Genomic DNA, 22,645 nt, shown 5'->3' on the forward strand with positions numbered 1-22,645 from the left:
GGCATGCGCTTCAGCCTGTTCTTAGGATCTCCGTGCGAGCCTCCCGGGATGAAAATCGACAATCAGTATCAGTACGCCTCGGTGCCTCAAGTTCGACAGATGTTGAACAAGGTGCCTGAGGTCACTATCTATTTCTGGGTCATCAAGATCCTGGCGACCACGGTGGGTGAGACGGCGGCGGATTTCCTCAACGTCAATCTGCACCTCGGTCTGTCCGGCACGACGGTGGCGATGGTCGTGCTGCTGGCTGTCGTGCTCGTCGTGCAGTTCAGAGCCGACCGGTACGTGCCGTGGGTGTACTGGCTGGCGGTCGTCCTGATCAGCATCGTGGGCACGTTGATCACCGACAACCTGGTCGACAACCTCGGGGTGCCGTTGGAGGTCACCACGGCCGTCTTCGCCGTGGCGCTGGCGGCGACGTTCGCGGCCTGGTACCGCAGCGAGGGGACCCTGTCGATCCACACGATCGTCACCTCCCGGCGGGAGGGGTTCTACTGGGCGGCGATCCTGTTCACGTTCGCCCTCGGAACGGCGGCGGGTGACCTGCTGGCGGAGGGCCTGGATCTGGGCTACTGGCGCGCGGGGCTGATCTTCGGCGGCCTGATCGCCGTGGTCGCGGCCGCATACTCCCGGTCCTGGCTGAACGCGATCCTGGCCTTCTGGATCGCCTACGTTCTGACCCGCCCGCTCGGTGCGTCGCTGGGTGACTACCTGTCGCAGTCCCCCGACGACGGGGGCCTCGGTCTGGGCACGGTCGTCACCAGCGCCCTGTTCCTGGCGACGATCCTGGCACTGGTCGTCTATCTCAGCGCCACCAAGCGAGACGCGTCGCCGGCGGTGCCGACGGACGAGACGAGTCCCGCACTGCAGCGGTGACAGCGACGTCCAGGCGGATGGCCGTCTCACCTCCCATCATCGCGCCATGATGGGAGGTGATGCGGACCCGGCCGGGGACGTGGGTGTCCGTGGGCGGGGAGGGATGAGCGGGGTGCGAGTGCTGGTCGTCGAGGACGAGACCGCCCTGGCGGAGGTGATCCGGGCCGGTCTTGCCGACGAGGGTTTCGCCGTCGACGTGCAGCACACCGGGATCGACGGGCTGTGGGCGGCCACCGAGAACCCGTACGACGTGGTGGTGCTCGACATCATGCTGCCCGGTCTCAACGGCTACGAGGTGTGCCGGCAACTGCGGTCCCGGGAAGTCTGGACGCCGGTGCTGATGTTGACCGCCAAGGAGGGCGAGTACGACCAGGCCGACGCCTTCGACCTCGGCGCCGACGACTACCTGATCAAGCCGTTCTCGTTCGTGGTGCTGGTGGCCCGGCTGCGGGCTCTGGTCCGTCGGGGCGCCCCGGTCCGGCCGGTGGTGCTGACCGCCGGCGACCTGGCCGTCGACCCGGCCCGGCGGCAGGTCACCCGCGCCGGGCAGCCGGTCCGGGTCACCGCGCGGGAGTTCGCGCTGCTGGAGTTCCTGATGCGTCACCGAGGCGACGTGGTGTCCAAGACGCAGATCATCGAGAACGTCTGGGACGAGCATTTCGAGGGCGACCCCAACATCGTCGAGGTGTATGTCGGATACCTGCGCCGCAAGATCGACCAACCGTTCGGCCGGACGGCCATCCAGACGGAGCGGGGGATGGGCTACCGGCTGGCGGCCGACGGCGGATGAGGGGAGGCCGGCGCGACCGGGCAATCCCCGCTGCGGGGCTGCCCCGGATCTTTGGCGCGTCTACGGCGACGGCTCGGCTGCCGCTTGCTGAGCGTCTCTCAGGGCTTTCTCAGCCCGACGATGCCTAGGCTGCGGTCATGGCGGGTACGCGCGGGCTTTTCGGGGGCCCGGTTCGGTGGGTACGCAGGCGCGTGGGGGTGCGGCTGCGCTCGGCGCTGGCCGCCGCGGTGGTGGTGGCGTTGGCCTTCGCCGTCGGCGCGGCGGCGTTCGTCTACCTGGCCCGCGCGGACCTGACCGGGAACGTGGACGCCGCCGCGAGGCAACGCGCCGCCGAGGTGGCCGCGGCGGTGGCCGCCGGCGACGAGGACGCGATCACCCAGACACTGAAGCCCAGCCCGGGAGAGCAGACCCTGGTGCAGGTCCTCGACCCGTCCGGGCGGGTCGAGGCAGCCTCGGCCGCGCTCGGCGGCGCCGCGCCGTTGTCCCCACTGCGTCCCGGCCCCGGCCAGGTGCTGCGAGAGCAGCGGTTGCTGCCGTTCGCCGACGAGGACCCTTACCGGATTGCCGCCCAAGGGGTCGCCACCGGCTCAGGTACCACGACGGTGCTGGTGGCGCAGTCGCTGCGGCCCGTCAACGAGAGCACCGAGGCGGTCGCCGCGATCCTGGCCGCCGGGCTGCCGCCCATGCTGCTGGTGGTCGGCGCGGCGGTCTTCCTGTTCGTCGGACGGTCACTGCACGCGGTCGAGGCCATCCGCCGCCGGGTCGCCGGTATCACCGCCCGCGACCTGCACGCCCGCGTGCCGGTGCCGGTCGCCCACGACGAAGTCGCGGCCATGGCGGAGACGATGAACAGCATGCTCGACCGGCTGGAAACAGCGGCCGCGAGCCAGCGGCAGTTCGTCGCCGACGCCAGCCACGAACTGCGCAGCCCCCTGGCCACCCTGCAAGCCGGCCTGGACCGCCTGGCGCTGGCACCCCCGCCCGGCGCCAACGACGACTTCGTGGAGCTGCTGCGCCGCGAGTCCCACCGCCTCGGCCGGCTCGTCTCCGACCTTCTCCTGCTGGCGCGGATCGACGAGCGCGGCGCCACCCAACGTCGCGACGACGTCGACCTGGACGACCTCGCCTACACCGAGCGGGACCGCATCGCCGCCCGACGGCCGGACCTCACCGTCCGCGCCCACCTCGCCCCCGCACGGGTGACCGGCGACGCCCACGACCTCGGCCGGGCCCTACGAAACCTGACCGACAACGCTGCCCGGCACGCGCGCTCGCAGGTCGTCCTCCAGGTAACCGGTTGCGACGGATGGGGTTGCGTCGACGTCACCGACGACGGACCGGGCGTCCCCGAGGCCCAACGAGAGCACATCTTCGACAGGTTCGTCCGACTCGATGACAGCCGGGCCCGCACGGACGGCGGCAGTGGCCTCGGCCTGCCGATCACCAGGGACATCGTCGCCGCGCATGGCGGAACCGTGCAGGTGCTGCCCGGCCCTGGCATGACCGTCCGGATCCTCCTGCCCCTCAGCGCCCGACCCCACTGATCGGGCGCTGGCCGTTTCAGGCTCCTCTCAGGCGGCGGCGGGCAGGCTGGAGGCAGCCGGCCGGGGGAGCCGGATCAGCCGACGGAGACGTACCCGACATGAACTACCACCTGTTCCAGCTCGTCAACTCCGCCGCCGGACTCAACGATCCGGTCGACGACGTCTTCGAATGGTCGGCGGTCTGGCTGATCTACGTCCTCGCCGTCGCGGCGACGGTGCCCGTGCTGGGCAGTCTGCGACGAGGGCGAGCCGCGGTGGTGCGTGTCGTGGTGACCCTTGCCGTCGCCTTCGCTGTCGGGCAGCTCGTCTCCGCCGCCAGCACGGAGGTACGACCGTTCCAGACGCACCCCGTGCACCAACTCATCCCGCACGCCGCAGGATCATCGCTGCCCAGCGACCACGCCACCGCGGCGTTCGCCGTGGCGTTCGCGGCCTTCACGTTTCTCTCCTGGCGCTGGGGGTTAGCGCTCACGATCCTCGCCACCGTCATCGGATTCGCCCGCGTCTGGACGGGCGTGCACTACCCAGCGGACATCCTCGTCGGCGCGCTCATCGCCGCCTCCGCAGTCAGCGTCGTCGTCGCCGGCGGACGCGTCTACGAGCGGTGGGCGCACCGCCGCCGCACGGGCACCCTCGCTTGACCTCAGCTACATCCCGTCTTCCTCGGAGGTTCCCGTGTCCACGCCTCAGGCGCTCCTCGCTGCGGGGCCCAGCTTCCTCAATCCGGAATGGTTGATCTCCACCTTCGGGCTGATCGGCATCCTCGCCATCGTCTTCGCCGAGTCCGGACTGCTGATCGGCTTCTTCCTCCCCGGTGACTCACTGCTGTTCACCGCCGGGCTGCTCGTCGCCGACGGCCGCTACCTGCACCAGCCGCTCTGGCTGGTCTGCCTGCTGGTGGCCGTCGCCGCGACCGCCGGGGACCAGGTGGGCTACCTGTTCGGCAAGCGGGTCGGTCCGAGCCTGTTCCGGCGACCCAACTCGCGGCTGTTCAAGCAGCAGAACGTGCAACGGGCCAACGACTTCTTCGCCCGGTACGGAGCCCGCTCGGTGGTCCTGGCCCGGTTCGTACCGATCGTCCGGACGTTCACGCCGATCATCGCCGGCGTCAGCCGGATGCACTACCGCACGTTCCTGATCTACAACGTCCTCGGCGGGACGCTCTGGGGGACCGGCGTCACGGTGCTCGGCTACTTCCTCGGCCAGATCGCCTTCGTCAAATCCCACATCGAGTTCATCCTCATCGGCATCGTCCTGGTCTCCGTGCTGCCCATCGGAATCCAACTGCTCCGCTCCCGCCGTCAGTCCGCCCCCACCGGATCTCATCCGCCCGACCGTGCCCAGGCGGCGTCGGCGCCGAAGGGCACGACCGGAAACGACTGACGCCTGGACCTGCGGGACACGAGCACCACACCAGCTTTGTGGCCTGTCGATCGGGCTTCTGGCCGACGGTGGGGGTGGGCCACAGGCGATGCCGAAACCGCCGGTGCCGGGACGGCGCCCGGATTGCCGACGATGCGGGGCGGTGGCATGAACCGCAACCCGGCGCGGGTGACCCGCCGTCGAAGCGGGTCCGCTCAGGCCACGCTCAGCCAGACCAGACTGACGAGCCCCGCGACAAGGCAGTAGATGGCGAACGGGGTGAGGGTGCGGGTCTCGAAGTACCGGGTCAGGAACTTCACCGCGGCGTAGGCGGAGAGCCCGGCCGCGACGCTGCCGACCAGCACCTGCCCGCGGATGCCGGCGCCGAGGTCTCCGAAGAGGTCCGGGAGCTTGAGCACCCCGGCGGCCAGGATCACCGGGGTGGCCAGCAGGAAGGAGAACCGGGCGGCGTCCTCGTGGGTGAGTCCGCGCAGCAGCCCGGCGGCCATCGTCGCGCCGGAGCGGCTGATCCCGGGCAGCAGGGCGAGGATCTGCGCGGTGCCGATCAGCACCGCGCCGCCCATGCTGCCGGCCGCCAGGCGGCGATCGGAGGCCAGGTCGACGGCGACCTGCGTACCGGCGGGGCCACCCGCAACCGACGAGGCGAACACCGCGCCGTTGTCCTCCGGGCCCACCAGCACCGGCACCGGATCCCCGGCCCGCGCGCCGATCGGCTCCGCCGTCGCGGCCCGCCGCCGCAGCCGTTCGGCGCCGAGCAGCAGCAGCCCGTTGAGCATCAGGAACACCGCGGCCGGCGCCGGCCGGCCGAGGACCGTACGGAACGTGTGCTCCAGCAGCAGGCCGGCCAACCCCACGGGGATGGTAGCCAAAATGATCATCCAGGCAAGACGCTCGTCCGGGCCGGCGACCCGGCGGTGCCGTACCGATGAGACGAAACCGCGGATGATGCGTACCCAGTCCCGCCAGAAGAAGACCAGCAGGGCCAACGCGGTGGCCACGTGCAGCCCGACGACGAACGCCAGGTACGGCGACTCCGGCGTCGACACGTCCAGGTCGCGTGCCCAGCGGCCGCCGATCAGCGCCGGCAGGATCACGCTGTGTCCGAGGCTGGACACCGGGAACAGCTCGGTCACCCCCTGCAGGGCGCCGATGACGATCGCCTCCGGGTAGGTCAGGCCGTGACTCATCTGCTTCCTTCCAGGACGTCCGGCGGTATCGGCGGGACGGCCGAGACCGTCAGGTGGGCGTGGTCGAGCACGGCGTCGGTGCGCCGTTCCACCAGGCCGGCGGCGGCCAGGCCGACCAGCAGCAGCGCGGACAGCACGAGGGCGGGCAGCAGCCGGCGCCGGGGGGCCGCGCCGAGCAGCGCGGCCACCCGCCCCGGTACGCCCCGGTCCGCGCCGGCGAGGGTGGCCACGGGGGTCGCCGCGGTGCGGGTGAGCAGGGCGGTACGCGCCAGCGCGCGGGCGGCCAGCCGGCGGTCGGCCACCGCCCGGGCGGCGTCCTCGTCAGCCCACCGCTCCACCGTGTCCCGTACCGATCGGGCGATCGGGCGCAGCAGCGGGTTCGCGGCGGCGGCGAGCTCGGCGGCCAGCACGTACCAGGCGTGACCGTGCCGCAGGTGGGACTCCTCGTGGGCCAGCACCACGCGCAGTTCGTCCGGGGAGAGGCGGTCGAACAGCCCGCTGCTGAGCACCACCCGCCCGGCCGGGGGCGGGGTGCTGAACGCCTCCGGCCGATCGGATGCCAGCACGGCGAGCCGGTCGGCGCGGGGCAGGTCGGCGCAGGCCCGCCGTACCGCGGCCATGGCCCGGATCCGGCGGACCGCGAGGAGGTCGGCGTGCGCGGCGCCGACGAGCGCCGCGGCGGCCAGCGCGACCGCCACGGGGCCCGGCGCCGGCTCGCCGGCCCGCAGCGCCGCGCCGGACCAGGGGCCGAGGGTGACCAGCGCCGGGAGCTGGGCGAACCAGGGGAGCGCGACCAGCAGGGCGAGCCCGATGCCGCCGCCGGCGACGGCGGCACCGGTCGCGGTGAGCAGGCGGGCCGCCGTGGCCGGCGGCAGCCGCCGGGCCAGGGCCGGCGCGCAGCCGGCGCTGAGCAGCCAGGCGGTGGCGGCGACCAGGACGGCGGTGATCATCCGTCCTGCTCGTCGGAGGATTCGGCGGCGGTCAGCAGGTCGACGAGCAGCTGCTCGTCGTCGGCGGAGAGGTCGCCGACGAACCGGGTGAGCACGGCCGTCCGGTCGCCGCCGGCGTCCAGCAGGCGGCGCATCCGGCGCGCGGTCAGCTCGGCCTCGTCGCCGGCCGGGCGGTACGCGTACGCCCGGCCGGTGCGTACCCGGGTGAGGACGCCCTTGGCGGTCAGCCGGGCCAGTACGGTCATCACCGTGGTGTAGGCCAGGTCGCCGTCGAGCCGGTCGCGTACCTGGGCAGGGGTCAGTGGTTCGGGCGCGCCGGCGAGCGCGGCGAGCACCTGCTGCTCCAGGCCGCCGCGGGGCCGCCGTCTGTCGTCCATGAACGTCTCCTCGCCGTCCTGGCACTCTACTACCAAGTATGTAGTAGATGAGCCCGGGACGGCGAGGACGCGACGTCAGGGCTTGACGTACGTGGGGACGTTCGCCGCCACGATGTGCTGGTGGAACGTGAAGATGTTCGAATCCCGGGCGTCCACGGACGCGCTCACCCAGTGGTTCTGGTCGCTGCCAAGGTCTCACCCGGGTGAGCTGGGCCAGCCGGGTCTTGAGGTCGGCGAAGTGGGTGGTCGGGTCGCCGGCCGACCACATGTCGGCCTGGATGACGATCAGGACCGCCGACGCCTTCGCCGCCTTCGCCGCCTTCGCCGCCGCGAAGCCCTGGTCCAGCCAGTCCAGGTTGGCGGCGTTGCGGGCGCTGTACTCGGCCGCGTCGCCGTCGATCTGCTTGCCGGTGGCGTCGAACTGCGGCGCGTTGTTGTCGCTGCCGGTCACGTTCATACCGAGGTACGTCACCGGGCCGTACTGCCAGCGCACGTTCTCGGGGTAGCCGGCCGGCCGGGTCAGCTCCAGGCTCCGCTCACCGAACGACCTCGGAGCGGCGGCGAACGTCCGGCGGATCAGCGCCAGCCGCTCGTTCGGGTCGTACGAGCCGTTGTTGGCCCGGTCGCAATCGGTCCACTCGTTGTCGCCTGGCACGTACACCAGGGGCTGTGGAACGAGTTGAAGCTGGTTACGGCGGCGTCATAGATGGGCTGGTCGCAGCGCTCCTTGCCGTTCTTGATGTCGCCGTCGAACGCGGTGAAGGCCACTCGGTGCGCGTTGATGGCGGCGATGACCCGGGGGACCTGAGCCCGGCTCGTGTCGCCGTACGGCATGTCGCCGATCAGCGCGATGTCGTAGGGTGTGCAACTGTTGGCTGATTAGCTTAGCGAACCTGTGTGGTACTTTCTTGATCATGTCGTTGCTGCGCCTGGGTCCGGCCGCTGAGTACATCGGTGTCCATCCTGTGACCCTTCGCAGGTGGGCGGATGAGGGACGGGTTGCGGTGACGTGGGTTGGTCGGGAGCGTCGGTTCGACTCTGCGTTGCTCGATGCGTTCGTCGGACGGGTTGAGGTGGAACGGCCGCGCCGTGAGGCGTTGTATGTACGGGTGTCGGGTACGACTGGCCAGGAGACGTCGCTGGTGGCCCAAGAGGCGGAACTGCGGGCTACTGCTGCCGCCGAGGTGGTGGGCGTGTTCAAGGACAAGGCGTCTGGGCTGCGGGAGAACCGGCCGGGACTTGCCCGGGTGTTGAAGGGTGCGGCGGCGGGCGAGTTCACTGTGGTGAGAGTGACCCACCGCGACCGGCTGGCCCGGTTCGGCACGGCGTGGTTGACCGCTCTGCTCGCCCGTGACGGGGTGACTGTCGAGGTGCTGCACGCGAAGGGTTCGGCCGGTGGGGTCGAGGAACTGGTGGACGACTTCATGTCTCTGGTCGCCACGTTCGCCGGCCGGATGTACGGCCTGCGGTCCCGTGAGGCCAAGCGGCGACTGCTGGCGGCCGCGGGTAAAGGCGTGGGGTAGTGGCTGGTTCCTGGCTGACGTCGACCGCGACCTGCACCGCGTACCGGGCGGTGTGCGGCGGTAAGCCCGACGCGCCGGGCGTGCAGGCGCCCGTGACGGGGCGGATGCTCGCCGAACGGGTCGGGTGGCTGGCGGACCTGGTTCGGGGCATGGCCGACGAGGTGATCGTTGCGCGTTGGTCGGATGCTGACCTTGCGGAGCTTGCCGGTGGGGTCGGCCCTGATGGGAGGCGTCTGCCGGGCAACGGGTGGATGGCGCTGCGCCGGCTCGGCTGGGGTGCGGTGCCGCCGGCGGGGGTGGTGGTGTCGGACCGGGTTCGTCGGATCGCCGAGGAAGAAGCGGCCCGCGTTCTGCGTCTGGCGTGCCACCGTCGTGGGACCGTTGCCGCGCTGCTGGCGACGTGGCCGGCCGATCCGTCCGCCCGTACCGGTGAGGAATGGTCGGCGTTGCGGGCGGCGCTACCCGAAGGAACCGATAGCGCGACGGTCCGCAACCGCACGCGGCAGATCACCGGATACATCGGCGTGCATGGTCGGCTGCCGGCGGACCTGTGCGAGTTGGAGGGTCCGCCGGCTGTGGCTCGGCAGGTGAGCCTCGCTGCGGCCGACCGGCAACAGGTCGTCGTTGACCGGGTCGACGACAGCAGGGTGCGGGTGTGGTCGCAGCTTCCGGTGTGCGCGGCCCCGGCCTCGTACCGCGACTGGGGGTGGCATGCCTTCGAGGTGGTGCTGCCGGCGATCGTGCCAGCCGAGGTAAAGGTGTGTAGCCCGACGTTGCGGCCCCGCGATGGCAAGGTTCGCGTTGACCTGCCCTGGCAGACCCCGAGCACTCGGCCGCCGTTGGACGGCCACACTCGGGCGCTTGGTGTCGATTGGGGTGTGAACACCCTGCTGACCGCGACCGTGGCCGACCTCGACCAGGACGGCTCGGTGGTGGTGCAGGGCCGCCCGTTGCGGTTCGACGCGACCGGCGTGTCGGCGAAACTGGTGCGGCTACGCCGCCACCGCGAACACCTCAACACCAAAGTTGACCAATTGACGCGGCTGCGTGACGGCCGGCCTGCCTACGCCCCAGCCGAGGCGGCACTGACTGCGAAGCTTGTCCTCCTGGAGGCCGAGCACTCGGCGGTGTGCGCCCGGATCCGGCATCTCAACAAGGCTCTTGCCTGGTCGGCGGCGCGGTGGCTCGTCGACCACGCGACCGCGGTCGGCGGCACCGTCATCTACGTCGAGGACCTCGCCACGCTGGAGGGGCGTGGTGGGTCACGCAGCCTCAACCGGCGACTGTCTGGTGCGGTGCGCGGGACCGTGTTCACCGCCATCGCCCACCTCGCCGCGAAAGTAGATACCGCAGTCGTCACTGTGCCGGCGCGTGGTACCTCGTCCGGCTGTCCCCGCTGCGGCGGTGCGGTCAAGCACGTCAAAACGCCGCAGCGGAGCGTCGCCGGGTACCGGTGGGCCACCTGCCCGTGCGGCCTGTCGATGGACCGTGACCACGCCGCGGCGCAACGGATCGCCGCCCGGGGCCTAGCCAACCAGGCCAACACCCGCCGCGGCCGTAACGGCAACACCGCGATCCGGACAGTCACCGATACACCGGTCCGTCACCGGACGCGTCGACCAACCCGAACCGCCACGATCCCGCCGGTGCGGGATCGGCGCAAAACCGTACCCACCCCGAAGCAGACCCGACCTGCAACGGTCAAGACCTCACGCCTGCTGCCCTTGCGACGGCAGGTTCCCGCCCCGGCAGACGCCCCATCGGGATCTGCCGGTCAGCGTCCGGCGGGACGGACACCCCAGGAGACCAACCCGTCAAGGCCGGTCAGCCAGGTGCCGCACACGGTTCCCACCACCGCTCCGCGACACCCTCACCGGGTCCGCGGGGCAGCCCTCGGCCGCGGCTTCCACCGCCACGTGCACGCCACCCCCGTAACCGACCAGGACGGCAGCGCCAGCCGGATGTCCGGCTCGCCGAGGATCGCATAGGAAACCAGAGACGCTCCGTGCCGCCTGCCACCCCGCACCGGTGGCCGCCGCGTGGCCGGTCGGTGGCCGCAGCATGAAGGACCGGGGCTCTTCCTTCGGGCTTGCCCCACAACTGCCCCATCCCAATCCGATGCCCGCTGTGCGGTGTGGCGCGATGGTCCATCGCCCGGTCACACCTCACCGCCTGCAGAGGGGCGTGCGAGCGGTAGGCTGTCGAAGCGGGTATGCGATGACCTCTGGCCGCTGGCCCAGCCCAGCCGCCCGCTCCCCGCCCCGATTTGCAGCTGCCGATGAATCCGTTGTGCGCTGCCCTGTCCATCCTGGAGTGCGTTTTGGCAGAGATGACGCCGCCCGCCTTGAATCCCTTCGGCTCAGAGCGAGAAGGCGATGCCGACCGCGACCGCGGGCAGGCCGCAGACGTGAGCGCAGCCACGATGACCCGCCTGCGCACCCCGTTCGTGTCCGGGGACACCGGCCCCGGAACGGCTGACGAGACCGGCCGACACTAGATACCGTCACGCTGCGGGGCCCGGAAACCGCTGCCGTCGCCAAACCGCTCCGCGGTCATCGATGCAGCAGCGCATCCCACTCGGAGAGCGTTGTCCGCGGCACCGGTCGGTGTGCAGCGCGCGGCACCGGCAGCCGGGTGGTCGCTGCTGCGGCGCCTGGTCACCGGGGGCGGATGAGGCACATTCCGCCGGGAGCGGGCCGATCCATCGTGGCCAGCGCGTCGGGTACCTCGGCGAGGCCGATGGTGCGGGTGACCAGCTGGGCGGGGCGCAGTACGCCGGCGCTGACCAGCCGGAGCAGCTCCGGGTAGGCGTGCGCGGCCATGCCGTGACTGCCCCGCAGCTCCAGCTCGAACGCGATCACGAGGTCCATCGGCAGAGTGGGGCGGCCCTGGGCGGCGGGCAGGAGTACGACCTGCACGTGCCATCCGCGCCGCCGCAGGCTTTCGATGGAGGCGGTGCAGGTGGCGTGACTGCCCAGCGCGTCGAGCGACAGGTGGGCGCCGCCGCCGGTCGCCTCCCGTACGGCCGCGGCCACCGCGCCGGGACCGGTGAGGGCACTCCCGTCCAGACAGACCGTGGCCCCGCAGCTCTTGGCCAGCTCGAGCGCGCCGGGGGCGACATCGACCGCCACCACCTGGGCGCCGCAGGCCGCCGCGATCATCACCGCGGAGAGCCCCACTCCGCCGCACCCGTGCACCGCCACCCACTCGCCCGCGGCGACCCGCCCCTGGCTGACCACGGCCCGGAACGCGGTGGCGAAGCGGCAGCCGAGCGCCGCCGCGGCCGGGTGGTCCAGTTCGTCGGGGAGCCGGACCAGGTTGACGTCGGCGTTCTGCACCGCCACGTACTCGGCGAACGAGCCCCAGTGGGTGAAGCCGGGCTGCGTCTGCCGCTCGCAGACCTGCTGGTCGCCCGCGAGGCAGGCCGAGCACTGCCCACACGCGCAGACGAAGGGCGCGGTGACCCGGTCGCCGGGCCGCCAGCCGCGTACGCCGGCGCCGACCGCCGTGACGACGCCGGCGTACTCGTGGCCGGGGACGTGTGGCGGGCGGATGTCGGCATCGTGCCCCTGCCAACCGTGCCAGTCGCTGCGGCACAACCCGGTCGCCTCGACCCGGATGACCGCGCCCCCGGGCTGCGGCGCCGGGTCCGGGACCTCGCGGACCTCGGGTCGGACACCGAACTCGTCGTAGATCACGGCACGCATGCGCCGCATCCTCACATGCCACGGCCCGATCCAGCGCACCCACCCCAGCCGGACCTGCGGCATGCGCCGCCGGGGGTGTCCAGCGCGTGTCGGCCCGGCCGGCTGGTGTGTCGACTGCTCGACGGCCGGACCGATCGCGGTCGGGGCGAGTTCGGGACCGCCGCGCTGATCGAGGCGTTCCGCCCGTGGGCCTGACCGCGCCGGTCAGCGGGGTGGGTCGGCCAGGAAGGCCGACAACCGGTCGAGCGAGCCGTCCCAGTCTGCGGCGAGCGCGGCCAGGTAGGACTGCGCGACCTTGATCGGTTCCGACCGGTGCCGGTAGAGCACCCGTCGCCCGCCGCCGGCGTCGCTGGTCACCAGGCCCGCGTCGGCGAGCAGCGCGAGGTGTTTGGCGATGCCCTGCCGGGTGATCGACAACCGGCGGGACAGATCGGTCGCGGTGCTCGGTCCGTGCTCGGCCAGCGAGGCGAGGATCGCCCGACGGTTGGGGTCGGCCAGCGCCGTGAAGACGCCGGTCGCCACCTCCTCAGGATCAGGCGGCATCGAGGTACGCCACGAGCTCGTCGAGCTCCGACCGCCAGCCCTGGACGTTGCCCTGGTAGCTGGGCTCCAACCACTCGTCCGGGAGCTGGGCGAAGCCGCTCTCGGTGACGGTGAGCCGGGTGCCGGACGCGGTCGGCTCGAGGGCGAACTCGACGTAGGTCTGGCGCGGATCGCCCTCGGGGGCACCGGAGATCCCCCAGCTGAAGGCGAACACCGACATCGGGTCGACCACCTTGATCGCGAGGGTCCTCTTCCCGTCGTCGTACTGCTCCCAGCGCATGCGCACGTCGTGGCCGGGAGTCATCTCCCCGTCGGCGTCGCTGCCGAACCAGCCGGTGATGCCGTCGAGGGTGGTGAGGGCGGCCCAGACCTTCTCCTGCGGGTGCGCGAGGTCGAGGGTGCGGGTGATCGTGTTGGGGATGGGCATGATCAGCTCCTATCGCAACCAGTTGGTTGCGATTCAACGTATAGCAACTCTTTGGTTGCGTCAATCGCCCGGCGAATACCACCGGTAGCGTCGGCTTTGCGGCACTAATGCCTGTTTCACATCTTTTGTGGCATCCGGCACTCGGTCGAAGCTTCCTCAATATTCTCGAAGAGGACATCAGTACTCGACCCAGGATTCCTGGCGCGGTCTGAGCTGCTCGGTCCGCACACCATGAGGACACCGGTCTGGCGTCGCCGTGGGGCGGCTCCGGGCCTCGATCGCCGGAGCCCACGGAGATGCGTGAGACACGATGATGGACGCGGAAACCATGGTCCTACCCCGGCTCGGGCCGGCGGAGATCGGCGTTGAGGACCCCTGGGGAGAAGAGCACGGCGCCGTGCCCGGCCGCCCGGCGACTGACACTGCCCGGTGGCGGGTCGCCGCTTGGCTGGTGCCGGCGCTTCTGATGGGCGCGCTCAGCGTGGTCCGGGCCGGCGTACCCGGGCTGCGGACGGAGGAACTCGCGACCTGGGGCAGGGCCGCGTCGTCCTGGCGGGACAACTGGTCGATGCTCCGCGGCGGCGATGTCACCGCCACGCCCTACCACCTGCTGATGCGCGCGTGGGCGGACGTCTTCGGCACCTCCGACCTTGCCCTGCGCGCACCTTCCCTCCTGGCCATGACCGCTGCGGCAGCGTTCGTCGGAGCGCTGGCGGCCCGGATGTTCGCGCCGGGCACCGGCGTCCTGGCCGGCCTGATCTTCGCGCTGCTGCCGACCTCGACGCGGTACGCGCAGGAGGCCCAGCCGTACGCGTTGACCCTGCTCGCTGCGGTGCTCGCCACCTCGCTCCTGGTGGCGGCCATCGACCGGCCGACGTTCTGGCGCTTCGCCGGCTACGGCGGGGCGGTGGTGGTTCTGGGCTTGTGCAACGTCGTCGCGTTGCTGTTGCTCGTCGGCCACGGCTGGGCCGTGTTCGCCTTCCGGCGCCATGGGGCCGTCCGATGGCTGGTCGCCGCGCTGATGGGCGCGCTACCCGCGGCCGCGCTGCTCTGGCTCACCACGGCCCACGGCGGGCGGATCGCGCAGGCTTCGCATCCGAGCCTGAAGGTGCTGGCCGCGACCCCCGGGGAACTGTTCGGCGTCGCCGCACTGGGGGCCGTGCTGCTCACGCTTGCGCTGTTCAGCCTCCCGCTGCGGCACTCCGCTGCCCTCTACACCGCCTGGGCGGTGGTGCCGCCGCTCGTGCTGCTGCTCATCGCGCAGGCGGCGCCGATCTGGCTGCCGCAGGGCCTGCTCTTCACGCTTCCGGCCTGGGCGACGCTCGGCGCGGTCGCCCTCGCCCGGACTGGCGCTCGATGGTCCGCGGCTGTGCTGGCGGCAGTCGCCTTGTTCGCTGCACCGGCACAGCTTGCCGTCCGGGAACCTGATGGACATCGGCAGGCCACCCGTCAGCTCGCGGAGATCATCGAACCTCGGCTGCAACCCGGCGACGGTGTCGTCTACGGCTCGACCGACGCGGGCGGTGGATGGGTCGGCCGGAACGTGGTTGCGCACTATCTTCCCGCCGACCGTCGGCCGAGAGACGTGCTCGCCGCCGGTCCACAACGCGTCGACGGTCGACTCCCGGTCGCCGAATGTGCCGATGTCGCCAGGTGCCTGCAGGGCGCGCGGCGACTGTGGGTGATCCGACTCGGTGAGCGGACCGACCCGGTGCATGGCATCGGTGGCGCGAAGGAGGGGCTGCTGCGAACGAGGTATCGGGTGGCGCAGGTCTGGCAGCCGACGGGGCTCACGCTGGCTCTGCTGGTGAACGAGCGGACGGATCTCTGACCGGTGACTCAGCCCGGAACCGGATCGCCGTCGCCTTTGCGGTGATTCGAGCAAGCCACACCTTTTGGCCATTATCGCACGCTTAGGATCAGCCACAGTCGAGTGGCAACCACTCAGACACTTGGGAGCAACGTGGGCGTCATAGCCGATACACGCCTGTCTCGAGCCACAACGGAGGGGACGTCCAGCGGCGAACCTCCGGTGGTCACCTCGGCTCAGCCGCCACGCGGTCAGAGCCCCGATCGCCGTCAACGCAACATCCGGGCTCGTCTCGCGTACGCGAAATGCGGGGCGACCGCCGGACCCCTGGTCGCGCCGCGGCACCCGCAGGCGGCGGTCGAGTTCCGCCATGTCGCCTCGCCCGCGGCACGGCTGGTCCTGACGCTGCTCGTCCTGGTCAACAGCGCGGCCGGGCTGTTGTTCCTCGGTTGGCTGCTGCTGCCTCAGCACGTGCCCGGATCGGGCGTGATGGGCCTCGGCGGCTGGGAGACGATCGCGGCCCGGATCGGCTTCTGCGTGGTCGTCGGCGTCGAGCTGATCCGCCTCGCGCAGAACGTGGTCGTCTGGGTGTTCGCGTTCCACGCCAAGGACCCGGTCCCGGTCGATCCTCCGGTCGGCCTGCGGGTGGCCCTGCTCACCACGATCGTGCCCAGCAAGGAGCCGCTCGACGTCGTCGAGCGGACCCTGCGCAGGCTGCGGGAGATCGTGTACTGCGGCCGGGTCGATGTCTGGATCCTCGACGAGGGTGACGACCCGGCGGTGCGGGAGATTGCCGCGCGGCTCGGGGTGCATCACTTCAGCCGCAAGGACCAACCGCGGTACAACCAGCCGAGCGGCGAGTTCCGCGCCCGGACGAAGTCGGGCAACCACAACGCCTGGCGGGCCGAACACGAGCACCAGTACGACGTGGTGGCCAACGTCGATCCGGACCACGTGCCGTTGCCGAACTTCCTCGAACGGACGCTCGGCTACTTCCGCGACCCGGACGTCGCCTTCGTGGTGACGCCGCAGGTCTACGGCAACATGCACCAGAACTTCGTCGCGCACGGCGCCTCGGTCCAGCAGTACCTCTACAACGGGCTCATCGCCCGGGGCGGAAACGGTCTGGACGCGCCGCTGCTCACCGGCACCGGCCACCTCTACCGACCGTCGGCCTGGCGGACCATCGGCGGCTACCAGGATTCGATCATCGAGGACCACCTGACCAGCATCCGGATCCACGCCGCGGTCAACCCGCAGACGGGCAACCAGTGGAAGGGCGTCTACACGCCGGACGTGGTGGCCATCGGCGAAGGCCCGACGTCGTGGGCGGACTACTTCAATCAGCAGAAGCGCTGGGCGGCCGGCATCTGCGAGATCCTGGTACGCCCCGAGCTGCGCGCGCCGCGCGAACTGGGGTCACGACGGCGCTGGCACTACCGCCTGCTCCAGTTCTACTACCCGAGCGTCGCGGTCAGCCTGTTGCTGGGCAACCTCGCCACGGCCCTGTACCTGCTCACCGGCGTGAGTTCGAGCCAGCTCGACGCCACCGTGTGGTCGGTGCTGTGGGGCTCGACCATCGGCACCTGGTTCCTGCTGTGGCTCTGGCTCCGCCGCTTCAACATCGCGCCACACGAACGGGAAGAGATCGGCATGGTCGGCATGGCGCTGGCGCTGTTCGCCGGGCCGATCTACGTGGCCGCCGGCGTCGGTGCGTTGCTGCGACGCAAGCTCGGGTTCGTGGTGACGGCCAAGGGGAAGCTGCGCACCATCGAGTCGCTCGGCACCTTCCGTCTGCACTTCTGGTGGGCGGCCTTCGCGGCTGGCCTGCTCGGCGCGAGTTTCGTGCTGGACAACAGCTTTCCCCTGCTCCGGGTGTGGCCGGTCCTGACCCTCCTGACCGGTCTCGGTCCGCCACTGATCGCGCTCGTCTCGAACATCCGGGCCAACCGTGAGCAGCACGACGACACGGCCGAGCCCGCCGCTCGCGCCGCTGCAACCGAGGAGCGCCACCCGCCGAAGTCACGGGTACCGGCTGAGGGGGTTCTGCAATGATGAGGTTGAGCGTTCCGCGGGTCATGATGGTGTTGACCGGCGCACTGCTGCTGACCTATGCCTTCGCCATAGCGCCCGCCACCACGTCCGAGGGCCGGGGCAGGGCGGTAACGGCCGAAGCAAAGGCGCCCGCCCAACCCAGTGCGTCGCCCCGACCTCGAGAACTCTTCCCGCCAGCGGGAAAGACGTTCATCGGTATCATGACCGACAAGGGCCCCCACGACTTCAAGCCGGTGGACGGGTTCACGGCGGCCGCCAAGCACCAGCCGCAGGTCATGCTCTTCAGCGAGGGTTGGGCGTCCGCAACGTTCGACCGGACCCTCTTCGACCGGATTCGTGACCGCGGCATGATGCCGATGCTGGGCTGGGAACCATGGGACTACCAGCTGGATCAAGGGGCTCGGAAGCAGAAGCTGACCGCCGCCGAGATCGACAGGATCCGGTCGGATCAACCTCGCTACCGGCTGTCCCGCATAGCGGGCGGAGATTTCGACAGCTACGTGCGGTCCTGGGCTGAAGGGATCAAGTCACTCGGCTACCCGGTGGCCATCCGGTTCGCCCACGAGATGAACGGCTACTGGTACCCGTGGTGCGAGCTGGTCAACGGCAACCAGCCGGGTGACTACGTGAAAGCCTGGCGCCACGTACACGATGTGTTCAGGACGGCCGGGGTCACGAACGTCACCTGGGTGTGGAGCGCGAACGTCAGGTATACCGACTTGACCCCCAAGCTCTCCACTTACTACCCGGGCGACGATTACGTGGACTGGCTCGGCGTTACGGGCTACTACGGCAAGTGGGACTTCGCCCAGTACCTCTCCTTCGACGAGATCTTCAAGAAGACCATCACCGAGATCCGCACCTTCAGCAAGGAGCCGATGGTCATCACCGAGGCCGGTGCTTCCGACCACAACGGGCGGAAGGCCCAATGGATCAAGGAGGCGTTCCAGACACTGCGCAGTTACCCGGACATCATCGGGCTGATCTGGTTCGAGGTGAACAAGGAACTCGACTGGCGCATCGTGAGCTCCCCGGCCGTGGCCACGGCCTTCGCCGGGGCGGTCGCCGCCCCTCGCTACCAGGTCACCTGGTCGCCGGACATGCTCCTGCGCACGAAACTGGAGAATTAGATGTCCCGTGCCCTGCCTCGTTCCCGACCGATGTCGACGACCGCACCGGCAGGACGGGCGACCTGGAGCCGGGCTGTCCACTCAGGTCACGCCCGGCCAGATCAGACCGAGCCGGTCGCTCGCGCCGGCAGCGAGGAACGCCACCCGCCGAAGTCACGGGTGGCGGCTGAGGAGGTTCTGCAATGATGAGGTTGACCGTTCCGCGGATCCTGATGGTGCTGATCGGCGCGCTGCTGCTGACCTACGCGGTCGCCATGGCACCGACCACCACGTTTGGGGGCCGGGAGGACGGCCAGTCCGACCGGCTTGCGAAGGCCGAGCCGGGTCCACCGCCCCGGCCGGCTGCGGAACTCTTCCCGCCGGCCGGCAAGGCGTTCATCGGTGTGATGACCGACAAGGGCCCGCACGACTTCGCGGCGCTGGACACGTTCACGGCGGCCGCGAAACACCAGCCGCAGGTGATGCTTTTCAGTTCGTGGTGGGCGTCCGACACATTCGACCGGACGCTCTTCGACCGGATCAGCGGCCGGGGCATGCTGCCGGTGCTGGCCTGGGAACCATGGGACAACAAATTGGACGAAGCGGCCCGAAAGAAGGGTTTGCCCACCCGCGAGATCGACAGGATTAGGTCCAATCAACCGAACTACCGGTTGTCCCGCATCACGGGCGGGGACTTCGACCCCTACCTGCGGTCCTGGGCCGAAGGGATCAAGTCACTCGGCTACCCGGTGGGCATCCGGTTAGCGCACGAGATGAACGGTGACTGGTATCCGTGGTCCGAGGCGAGCAACGCCAACAGGCCGGGCGAGTACGTCAAGGCGTGGCGGCACGTACATGATGTTTTCCGGGCGGCCGGGGCCACCAACGTGATCTGGGTGTGGAGTCCGAATGCCAGATGGGACGACTCGGCGCCGAAACTCTCCGGGCTCTACCCCGGCGATGGCTACGTCGACTGGGTGGGCCTCTCGGGCTACTACGGCATCGGGGTCTATACGGACTACAGGTCCTTCGATGAGATCGTCGGCCCCACCATCACCGAGATCCGCACGTTCACCAGCAAACCGATGGTCATCACCGAGACCGGTGCCTCCGACGCCAAGGGGCGCAAGGCCGAATGGATCACGGAGACGTTCCGGGTACTGCCGCGCTACAAGGACATCATCGGCCTCATCTGGTTCGAGGTGGACAAGGAGCTGGACTGGCGCATCGTGAGCTCCCCCGCCGTGGCGAAGGCCTTCGCCCAGGGGGCCGCCGCCCCTCGTTACGACTTCAGCTGGTCGCCGTCCGTGCTCCCGCGGAAGGAACTGGAGAAGTAGGCATGCCGTTGCCCTGGCCGTCGTCCCCGACCGATGCCGACCACCCGGTCAGGTGGGATGTCAACGTGATGACCTTCCCATCCTTGAACCCGGGTGAGCGCCCGGGTACGACGGTGACTGCGACGCCGGTGCCAGGCGACCTCCCGGTGAGCGGACCCGCTGCGCCGGTGTCTACGTGGCGATGCGGTGCTGGACCACGGCCTTCGGCGAGTCCACGCTCGTGCTGCGGTTCCCCTCGATCGTCGGCACGGCGGTGGCGGCCGGCGCGCTCGCTCTGCAGGGCCGGAAGCTGTACGACACCCCCGCCGGGGTCGCCGCGGGGCTGCTGGCCGTCCGAGAGCGAGGAACGCCGCCCGCCGAAGTCACGGGTGGCGGCTGAGGGGGTTCTGTAATGATGAGGTTGACCGTTCCGCGGGTCCTGATGGTGCTGATCGGCGCGTTGCTGTTTATCGGCGCGTTCGCCATCGCACCGACCACCACGTCTGGGGGCCGGGAGGATGGCCCGTCCGACCGGCTTGCGAAGGCCGAGTCGGGTGCGGCGGTGACGGCCGAAGCCAAGGCGGTGGCAACGGCTGCACCGGCCGCGCCGCCCCGACCGGCTGCGGAACTCTTCCCGCCGGCCGGCAAGGCGTTCATCGGTGTGATGACCGAGAAGGGCCCGCACGACTTCACCGCGACGAACATGTTCACGGCGGCCGCGAAACACCAGCCGCAGGTGATGCTCTTCAGCTCGGGGTGGGCGTCCGACAAGTTCGACCGGACGCTCTTCGACCGGATCCGTGGCCGGGGCATGCTGCCGATGCTGGGCTGGGAACCATGGAACTACAAGGTGGACCAGGCGGCCCGCAAGGAGAAGCTGCCCGCCCGCAAGATCGACAAGATTCGGTCCAACCAACCTGCCTACCGGTTGTCCCACATCACACGCGGGGACTTCGACCCCTACCTGCGCTCCTGGGCGGAAGGGATCAAGTCGCTCGGCTACCCGGTGGCCATCCGGTTCGCGCACGAGATGAACGGTGACTGGTATCCGTGGTCCGAGGCGACCAACGCCAACAGGCCGGGCGAGTACGTCAAGGCGTGGCGCCACGTACACGACCTGTTCCGGGCCGCCGGGGTCTCCAACGTGATCTGGGTGTGGAGCCCGAATGCCAGATGGAGTACGACGACCGCGAACCTCGCCGGGCTCTACCCCGGCGACGACTACGTCGACTGGGTGGGCGCCACGGGCTACTACGGCACGGGGGCTTTTTCGAACTACCGGTCCTTCGACGAGATCTTCAAGCCCACCATCACCGAAATCCGCACCTTCACCAGCAAACCGATGGTCATCACCGAGACCGGTGCCTCCGACGCCAACGGGCGGAAGGCCGAATGGATCAAGCAGACCTTCCAGATGCTGTCCAGACACAAGGACATCATCGGCCTCATCTGGTTCGAGGTGGACAAGGAGCTGGACTGGCGCATCGTGAGCTCACCGGCCGTGGCAAAGGCCTTCGCCAAGGGGGTCGCCGCCCCTCGCTACCAGGTCACCTGGCCGCCGGCCATGCTCCCGCGCACCGAGCTCAAGGATTAGGCGTCCCATGCCCTGCCGCCGTCCCCGGCCGACGCCGATCCCGCCGGCAGGACGGGTGCCAGCGTGACCGCTTCCTGATCCCTCAGCTCCGATGAGCGCCCGGGTAGGACCAAGCCCTCGATGCCGACCTCGCCGACCCGGCCACCAGCCTGCAGCTGGCCGGCACGCTGACCAACCCGATCGCTCGCTTCGCCCCACAGTGGGGGTCAACGGACCGTCACAGGAGGCTCACAGATTTTGGCGCGCGGTGACGCTGGGGTGACGCCGGTCCCACAGACTCCCAGCTAGGCGAGTGGTCCGGTGAGGACGCCCGCGGTTCGCCACGACAGCGGAGTCGCGGACCGGCCACTCGGGCAGGCGCGGATCTCACCGACCAGGGTCCCGGTGCAGGGGGTTCGATCGTGACCGCTGATCAGCGCACGCGGTTGTCCGTGACAGGTGGCAGGCGAATACAGCCAATCTCCGACGTGGAGCCGACGGTCCGACTCCTGCTGCTCGGCGGCTTTCGGCTGCTGCACGGCAGGCGGCCGGTGGTGGTGCCGCGCGGGCTGCAACGCACCATCGCCCTGATCGGCCTGCGCCCGGGTGCCACCCGTACCCAACTGGCCGGCCTGCTGTGGCCGGAGGTGTCGGAGGAGCGTGCCCTGTCGTCGTTGCGGACGGCCCTGTGGCGGCTGCGCCGAGACCCGTCCTGCCCGGTGATCACTCTCGGCGACACGGTCCGGCTGCACCCGGTGGTCGACCTGGATGTCGACGAGCTGGCCCGGGTCGCCGCCCGGGTGAGCCAGGGCGGCGACCCGCGGCCGGCGGCGGCGATCCTCACCGCCGGACGCCACGACCTGCTGCCCGGCTGGTACGACGACTGGGTGCTGTTGGAGCGGGAACGGCTCAGAGGGTTGCGGCTGCACCTGCTCGACGAGCTGGCCCGGGCACACCTGCGCGCCGGCGAGCACGGCGAGGCGTTGCAGGCCGCGCTCGAGGCGATGGCGGTCGATCCGCTGCGGGAGACGCCGCACCGGCTGGTGGTCGAGACGCACCTGGCGGAGGGCAACGCGTACGAGGCGTTGCACGCCTTCTTCGCCTATCGGGATCTACTGCTGCGCGAGCTGCAGCTGGCGCCCTCCACGGCGATGTGTGCGCTGATCAACGACGTGCTCGCGCCGATCCACGCGCCCGCCTAGTGGGGCCCGGCCGAGGGCTCGGTCCGTCCTGGGTCGCCCCCGACCCGCCCGGACCCGCGTGTCGCGGGCCGCCCGCTTTCGTGGACCCAGGCGGCCGGGCCACCCTGCGTGCCCCTGGGGGACGGCGGACCCGCTCCCGTCGACGCCGGCGGTCGCCGCGTCGTCGCAGCCACCAGTGTGCCGGGGCCCCGTCCCCCCGGCGTCAACGGCCGCGGACCCGGCACCGATCTCCGATGACGGCCGGGTGACGCGACGTCCGGCAGGGTCGCAGCA

21 protein-coding genes are annotated in these 22,645 nt (G+C 70.4%); 15 read left to right on the forward strand and 6 right to left on the reverse strand.

Annotated elements, in window-relative coordinates; all coding sequences use genetic code 11:
• The first annotated feature begins 111 nt into the window (after positions 1-111).
• The 5 genes from SLP03_RS00100 to SLP03_RS00120 all read left to right on the forward strand — a co-directional run bounded on the left by SLP03_RS00100 (position 112) and on the right by SLP03_RS00120 (position 4,593).
• Positions 112-876 (forward strand): hypothetical protein, encoded by a 765-nt coding sequence (locus SLP03_RS00100; RefSeq protein WP_319458373.1) that lies wholly within the window; start codon positions 112-114, stop codon positions 874-876.
• 112 nt (positions 877-988) lie between these two features.
• Positions 989-1,666 carry a response regulator transcription factor gene (locus tag SLP03_RS00105; protein WP_319458625.1) on the forward strand — a complete coding sequence of 226 codons (678 nt, stop codon included), beginning with the start codon at positions 989-991 and terminating at the stop codon, positions 1,664-1,666.
• A gap of 197 nt (positions 1,667-1,863) precedes the next feature.
• Complete coding sequence (locus tag SLP03_RS00110; protein ID WP_319458374.1) at positions 1,864-3,210, forward strand: HAMP domain-containing sensor histidine kinase; 1,347 nt, start codon at positions 1,864-1,866, stop codon at positions 3,208-3,210.
• A gap of 98 nt (positions 3,211-3,308) precedes the next feature.
• The gene (locus SLP03_RS00115; RefSeq protein ID WP_319458375.1) at positions 3,309-3,851 is read left to right on the forward strand and encodes a phosphatase PAP2 family protein; all 543 of its coding nucleotides are present in this window, start codon (positions 3,309-3,311) and stop codon (positions 3,849-3,851) included.
• Between the two features lie 34 nt (positions 3,852-3,885).
• Positions 3,886-4,593, forward strand: coding sequence for a DedA family protein (locus SLP03_RS00120; RefSeq protein ID WP_319458376.1), 708 nt, complete (start codon positions 3,886-3,888; stop codon positions 4,591-4,593).
• 194 nt (positions 4,594-4,787) lie between these two features.
• On the opposite strand, the gene SLP03_RS00125 is transcribed toward SLP03_RS00120, so the two are convergent.
• The 3 genes from SLP03_RS00125 to SLP03_RS00135 are packed head-to-tail and all read right to left on the reverse strand — an operon-like array spanning position 4,788 to position 7,107.
• Positions 4,788-5,780, reverse strand: a complete 993-nt coding sequence (locus tag SLP03_RS00125; protein WP_319458377.1) for an undecaprenyl-diphosphate phosphatase — start codon at positions 5,778-5,780, stop codon at positions 4,788-4,790.
• Complete coding sequence (locus tag SLP03_RS00130; protein WP_319458378.1) at positions 5,777-6,730, reverse strand: M48 family metalloprotease; 954 nt, start codon at positions 6,728-6,730, stop codon at positions 5,777-5,779. Before SLP03_RS00130 ends, SLP03_RS00125 begins: the two co-directional genes overlap by 4 nt.
• Entirely contained in the window at positions 6,727-7,107 is a 381-nt protein-coding gene (locus tag SLP03_RS00135) for a BlaI/MecI/CopY family transcriptional regulator (protein WP_319458379.1), read from the reverse strand. The genes SLP03_RS00130 and SLP03_RS00135 overlap by 4 nt, the downstream gene beginning before the upstream one ends.
• Positions 7,108-7,310: 203 nt before the next feature.
• Between SLP03_RS00135 and SLP03_RS00140 the strand changes: the two genes are divergently transcribed.
• The 3 genes from SLP03_RS00140 to SLP03_RS00150 all read left to right on the forward strand — a co-directional run bounded on the left by SLP03_RS00140 (position 7,311) and on the right by SLP03_RS00150 (position 10,618).
• Complete coding sequence (locus SLP03_RS00140) at positions 7,311-7,613, forward strand: hypothetical protein (protein WP_319458380.1); 303 nt, start codon at positions 7,311-7,313, stop codon at positions 7,611-7,613.
• A 408-nt stretch (positions 7,614-8,021) separates the two neighbouring features.
• Positions 8,022-8,630 carry an IS607 family transposase gene (locus tag SLP03_RS00145; RefSeq protein ID WP_319458381.1) on the forward strand — a complete coding sequence of 203 codons (609 nt, stop codon included), beginning with the start codon at positions 8,022-8,024 and terminating at the stop codon, positions 8,628-8,630.
• Positions 8,630-10,618 (forward strand): transposase, encoded by a 1,989-nt coding sequence (locus SLP03_RS00150; protein ID WP_319458382.1) that lies wholly within the window; start codon positions 8,630-8,632, stop codon positions 10,616-10,618. Before SLP03_RS00145 ends, SLP03_RS00150 begins: the two co-directional genes overlap by 1 nt.
• Before the next feature lie 669 nt (positions 10,619-11,287).
• Here SLP03_RS00150 and SLP03_RS00155 read toward each other — a convergent pair.
• The 3 genes from SLP03_RS00155 to SLP03_RS00165 all read right to left on the reverse strand — a co-directional run bounded on the left by SLP03_RS00155 (position 11,288) and on the right by SLP03_RS00165 (position 13,307).
• On the reverse strand, positions 11,288-12,337 hold the full coding sequence (locus tag SLP03_RS00155) for a zinc-dependent alcohol dehydrogenase family protein (protein WP_319458383.1): 1,050 nt from the start codon (positions 12,335-12,337) through the stop codon (positions 11,288-11,290).
• 204 nt (positions 12,338-12,541) lie between these two features.
• A complete protein-coding gene (locus SLP03_RS00160) occupies positions 12,542-12,880 on the reverse strand; it encodes a metalloregulator ArsR/SmtB family transcription factor (protein WP_319458384.1) in 339 nt (112 codons plus the stop codon).
• The gene (locus SLP03_RS00165) at positions 12,870-13,307 is read right to left on the reverse strand and encodes an SRPBCC domain-containing protein (RefSeq protein ID WP_319458385.1); all 438 of its coding nucleotides are present in this window, start codon (positions 13,305-13,307) and stop codon (positions 12,870-12,872) included. Before SLP03_RS00165 ends, SLP03_RS00160 begins: the two co-directional genes overlap by 11 nt.
• Before the next feature lie 310 nt (positions 13,308-13,617).
• Here SLP03_RS00165 and SLP03_RS00170 point away from each other — a divergent pair, with 310 nt between their 5' ends.
• The 7 genes from SLP03_RS00170 (at position 13,618) to SLP03_RS00200 (ending at position 22,372) form a co-directional block, all read left to right on the forward strand.
• The gene (locus SLP03_RS00170) at positions 13,618-15,138 is read left to right on the forward strand and encodes a glycosyltransferase family 39 protein (RefSeq protein ID WP_319458386.1); all 1,521 of its coding nucleotides are present in this window, start codon (positions 13,618-13,620) and stop codon (positions 15,136-15,138) included.
• Positions 15,139-15,339: 201 nt separating this feature from the next.
• Entirely contained in the window at positions 15,340-17,172 is a 1,833-nt protein-coding gene (locus SLP03_RS00175) for a glycosyltransferase family 2 protein (RefSeq protein WP_319458387.1), read from the forward strand.
• On the forward strand, positions 17,172-18,302 hold the full coding sequence (locus SLP03_RS00180; protein ID WP_319458626.1) for a glycoside hydrolase family 26 protein: 1,131 nt from the start codon (positions 17,172-17,174) through the stop codon (positions 18,300-18,302). Before SLP03_RS00175 ends, SLP03_RS00180 begins: the two co-directional genes overlap by 1 nt.
• Positions 18,303-18,514: 212 nt before the next feature.
• Complete coding sequence (locus tag SLP03_RS00185; protein ID WP_319458388.1) at positions 18,515-19,618, forward strand: glycoside hydrolase family 26 protein; 1,104 nt, start codon at positions 18,515-18,517, stop codon at positions 19,616-19,618.
• Positions 19,619-19,793: 175 nt separating this feature from the next.
• On the forward strand, positions 19,794-19,997 hold the full coding sequence (locus SLP03_RS00190; RefSeq protein WP_319458389.1) for a hypothetical protein: 204 nt from the start codon (positions 19,794-19,796) through the stop codon (positions 19,995-19,997).
• Between the two features lie 15 nt (positions 19,998-20,012).
• Entirely contained in the window at positions 20,013-21,191 is a 1,179-nt protein-coding gene (locus SLP03_RS00195; protein WP_319458390.1) for a glycoside hydrolase family 26 protein, read from the forward strand.
• A gap of 458 nt (positions 21,192-21,649) precedes the next feature.
• The gene (locus SLP03_RS00200) at positions 21,650-22,372 is read left to right on the forward strand and encodes a bacterial transcriptional activator domain-containing protein (protein WP_319458627.1); all 723 of its coding nucleotides are present in this window, start codon (positions 21,650-21,652) and stop codon (positions 22,370-22,372) included.
• Positions 22,373-22,645: the final 273 nt, after the last annotated feature.

Source organism: Micromonospora sp. RTP1Z1, assembly GCF_033804685.1.
In the GTDB taxonomy this organism is placed as follows: Bacteria; Actinomycetota; Actinomycetes; order Mycobacteriales; family Micromonosporaceae; genus Micromonospora.

Bases quoted from the DNA above. Each gene is read 5' to 3' on its own strand.
- SLP03_RS00115 (WP_319458375.1), top strand. From the start codon at position 3,309: ATGAACTACCACCTGTTCCAGCTCGTCAACTCCGCCGCCGGACTCAAC.
- SLP03_RS00125 (WP_319458377.1), bottom strand. From the start codon at position 5,780: ATGAGTCACGGCCTGACCTACCCGGAGGCGATCGTCATCGGCGCCCTG.
- SLP03_RS00130 (WP_319458378.1), bottom strand. From the start codon at position 6,730: ATGATCACCGCCGTCCTGGTCGCCGCCACCGCCTGGCTGCTCAGCGCC.
- SLP03_RS00135 (WP_319458379.1), bottom strand. From the start codon at position 7,107: ATGGACGACAGACGGCGGCCCCGCGGCGGCCTGGAGCAGCAGGTGCTC.
- SLP03_RS00145 (WP_319458381.1), top strand. From the start codon at position 8,022: ATGTCGTTGCTGCGCCTGGGTCCGGCCGCTGAGTACATCGGTGTCCAT.
- SLP03_RS00155 (WP_319458383.1), bottom strand. From the start codon at position 12,337: ATGCGTGCCGTGATCTACGACGAGTTCGGTGTCCGACCCGAGGTCCGC.
- SLP03_RS00160 (WP_319458384.1), bottom strand. From the start codon at position 12,880: ATGCCGCCTGATCCTGAGGAGGTGGCGACCGGCGTCTTCACGGCGCTG.
- SLP03_RS00165 (WP_319458385.1), bottom strand. From the start codon at position 13,307: ATGCCCATCCCCAACACGATCACCCGCACCCTCGACCTCGCGCACCCG.
- SLP03_RS00170 (WP_319458386.1), top strand. From the start codon at position 13,618: ATGATGGACGCGGAAACCATGGTCCTACCCCGGCTCGGGCCGGCGGAG.
- SLP03_RS00180 (WP_319458626.1), top strand. From the start codon at position 17,172: ATGAGGTTGAGCGTTCCGCGGGTCATGATGGTGTTGACCGGCGCACTG.
- SLP03_RS00185 (WP_319458388.1), top strand. From the start codon at position 18,515: ATGGTGCTGATCGGCGCGCTGCTGCTGACCTACGCGGTCGCCATGGCA.
- SLP03_RS00195 (WP_319458390.1), top strand. From the start codon at position 20,013: ATGAGGTTGACCGTTCCGCGGGTCCTGATGGTGCTGATCGGCGCGTTG.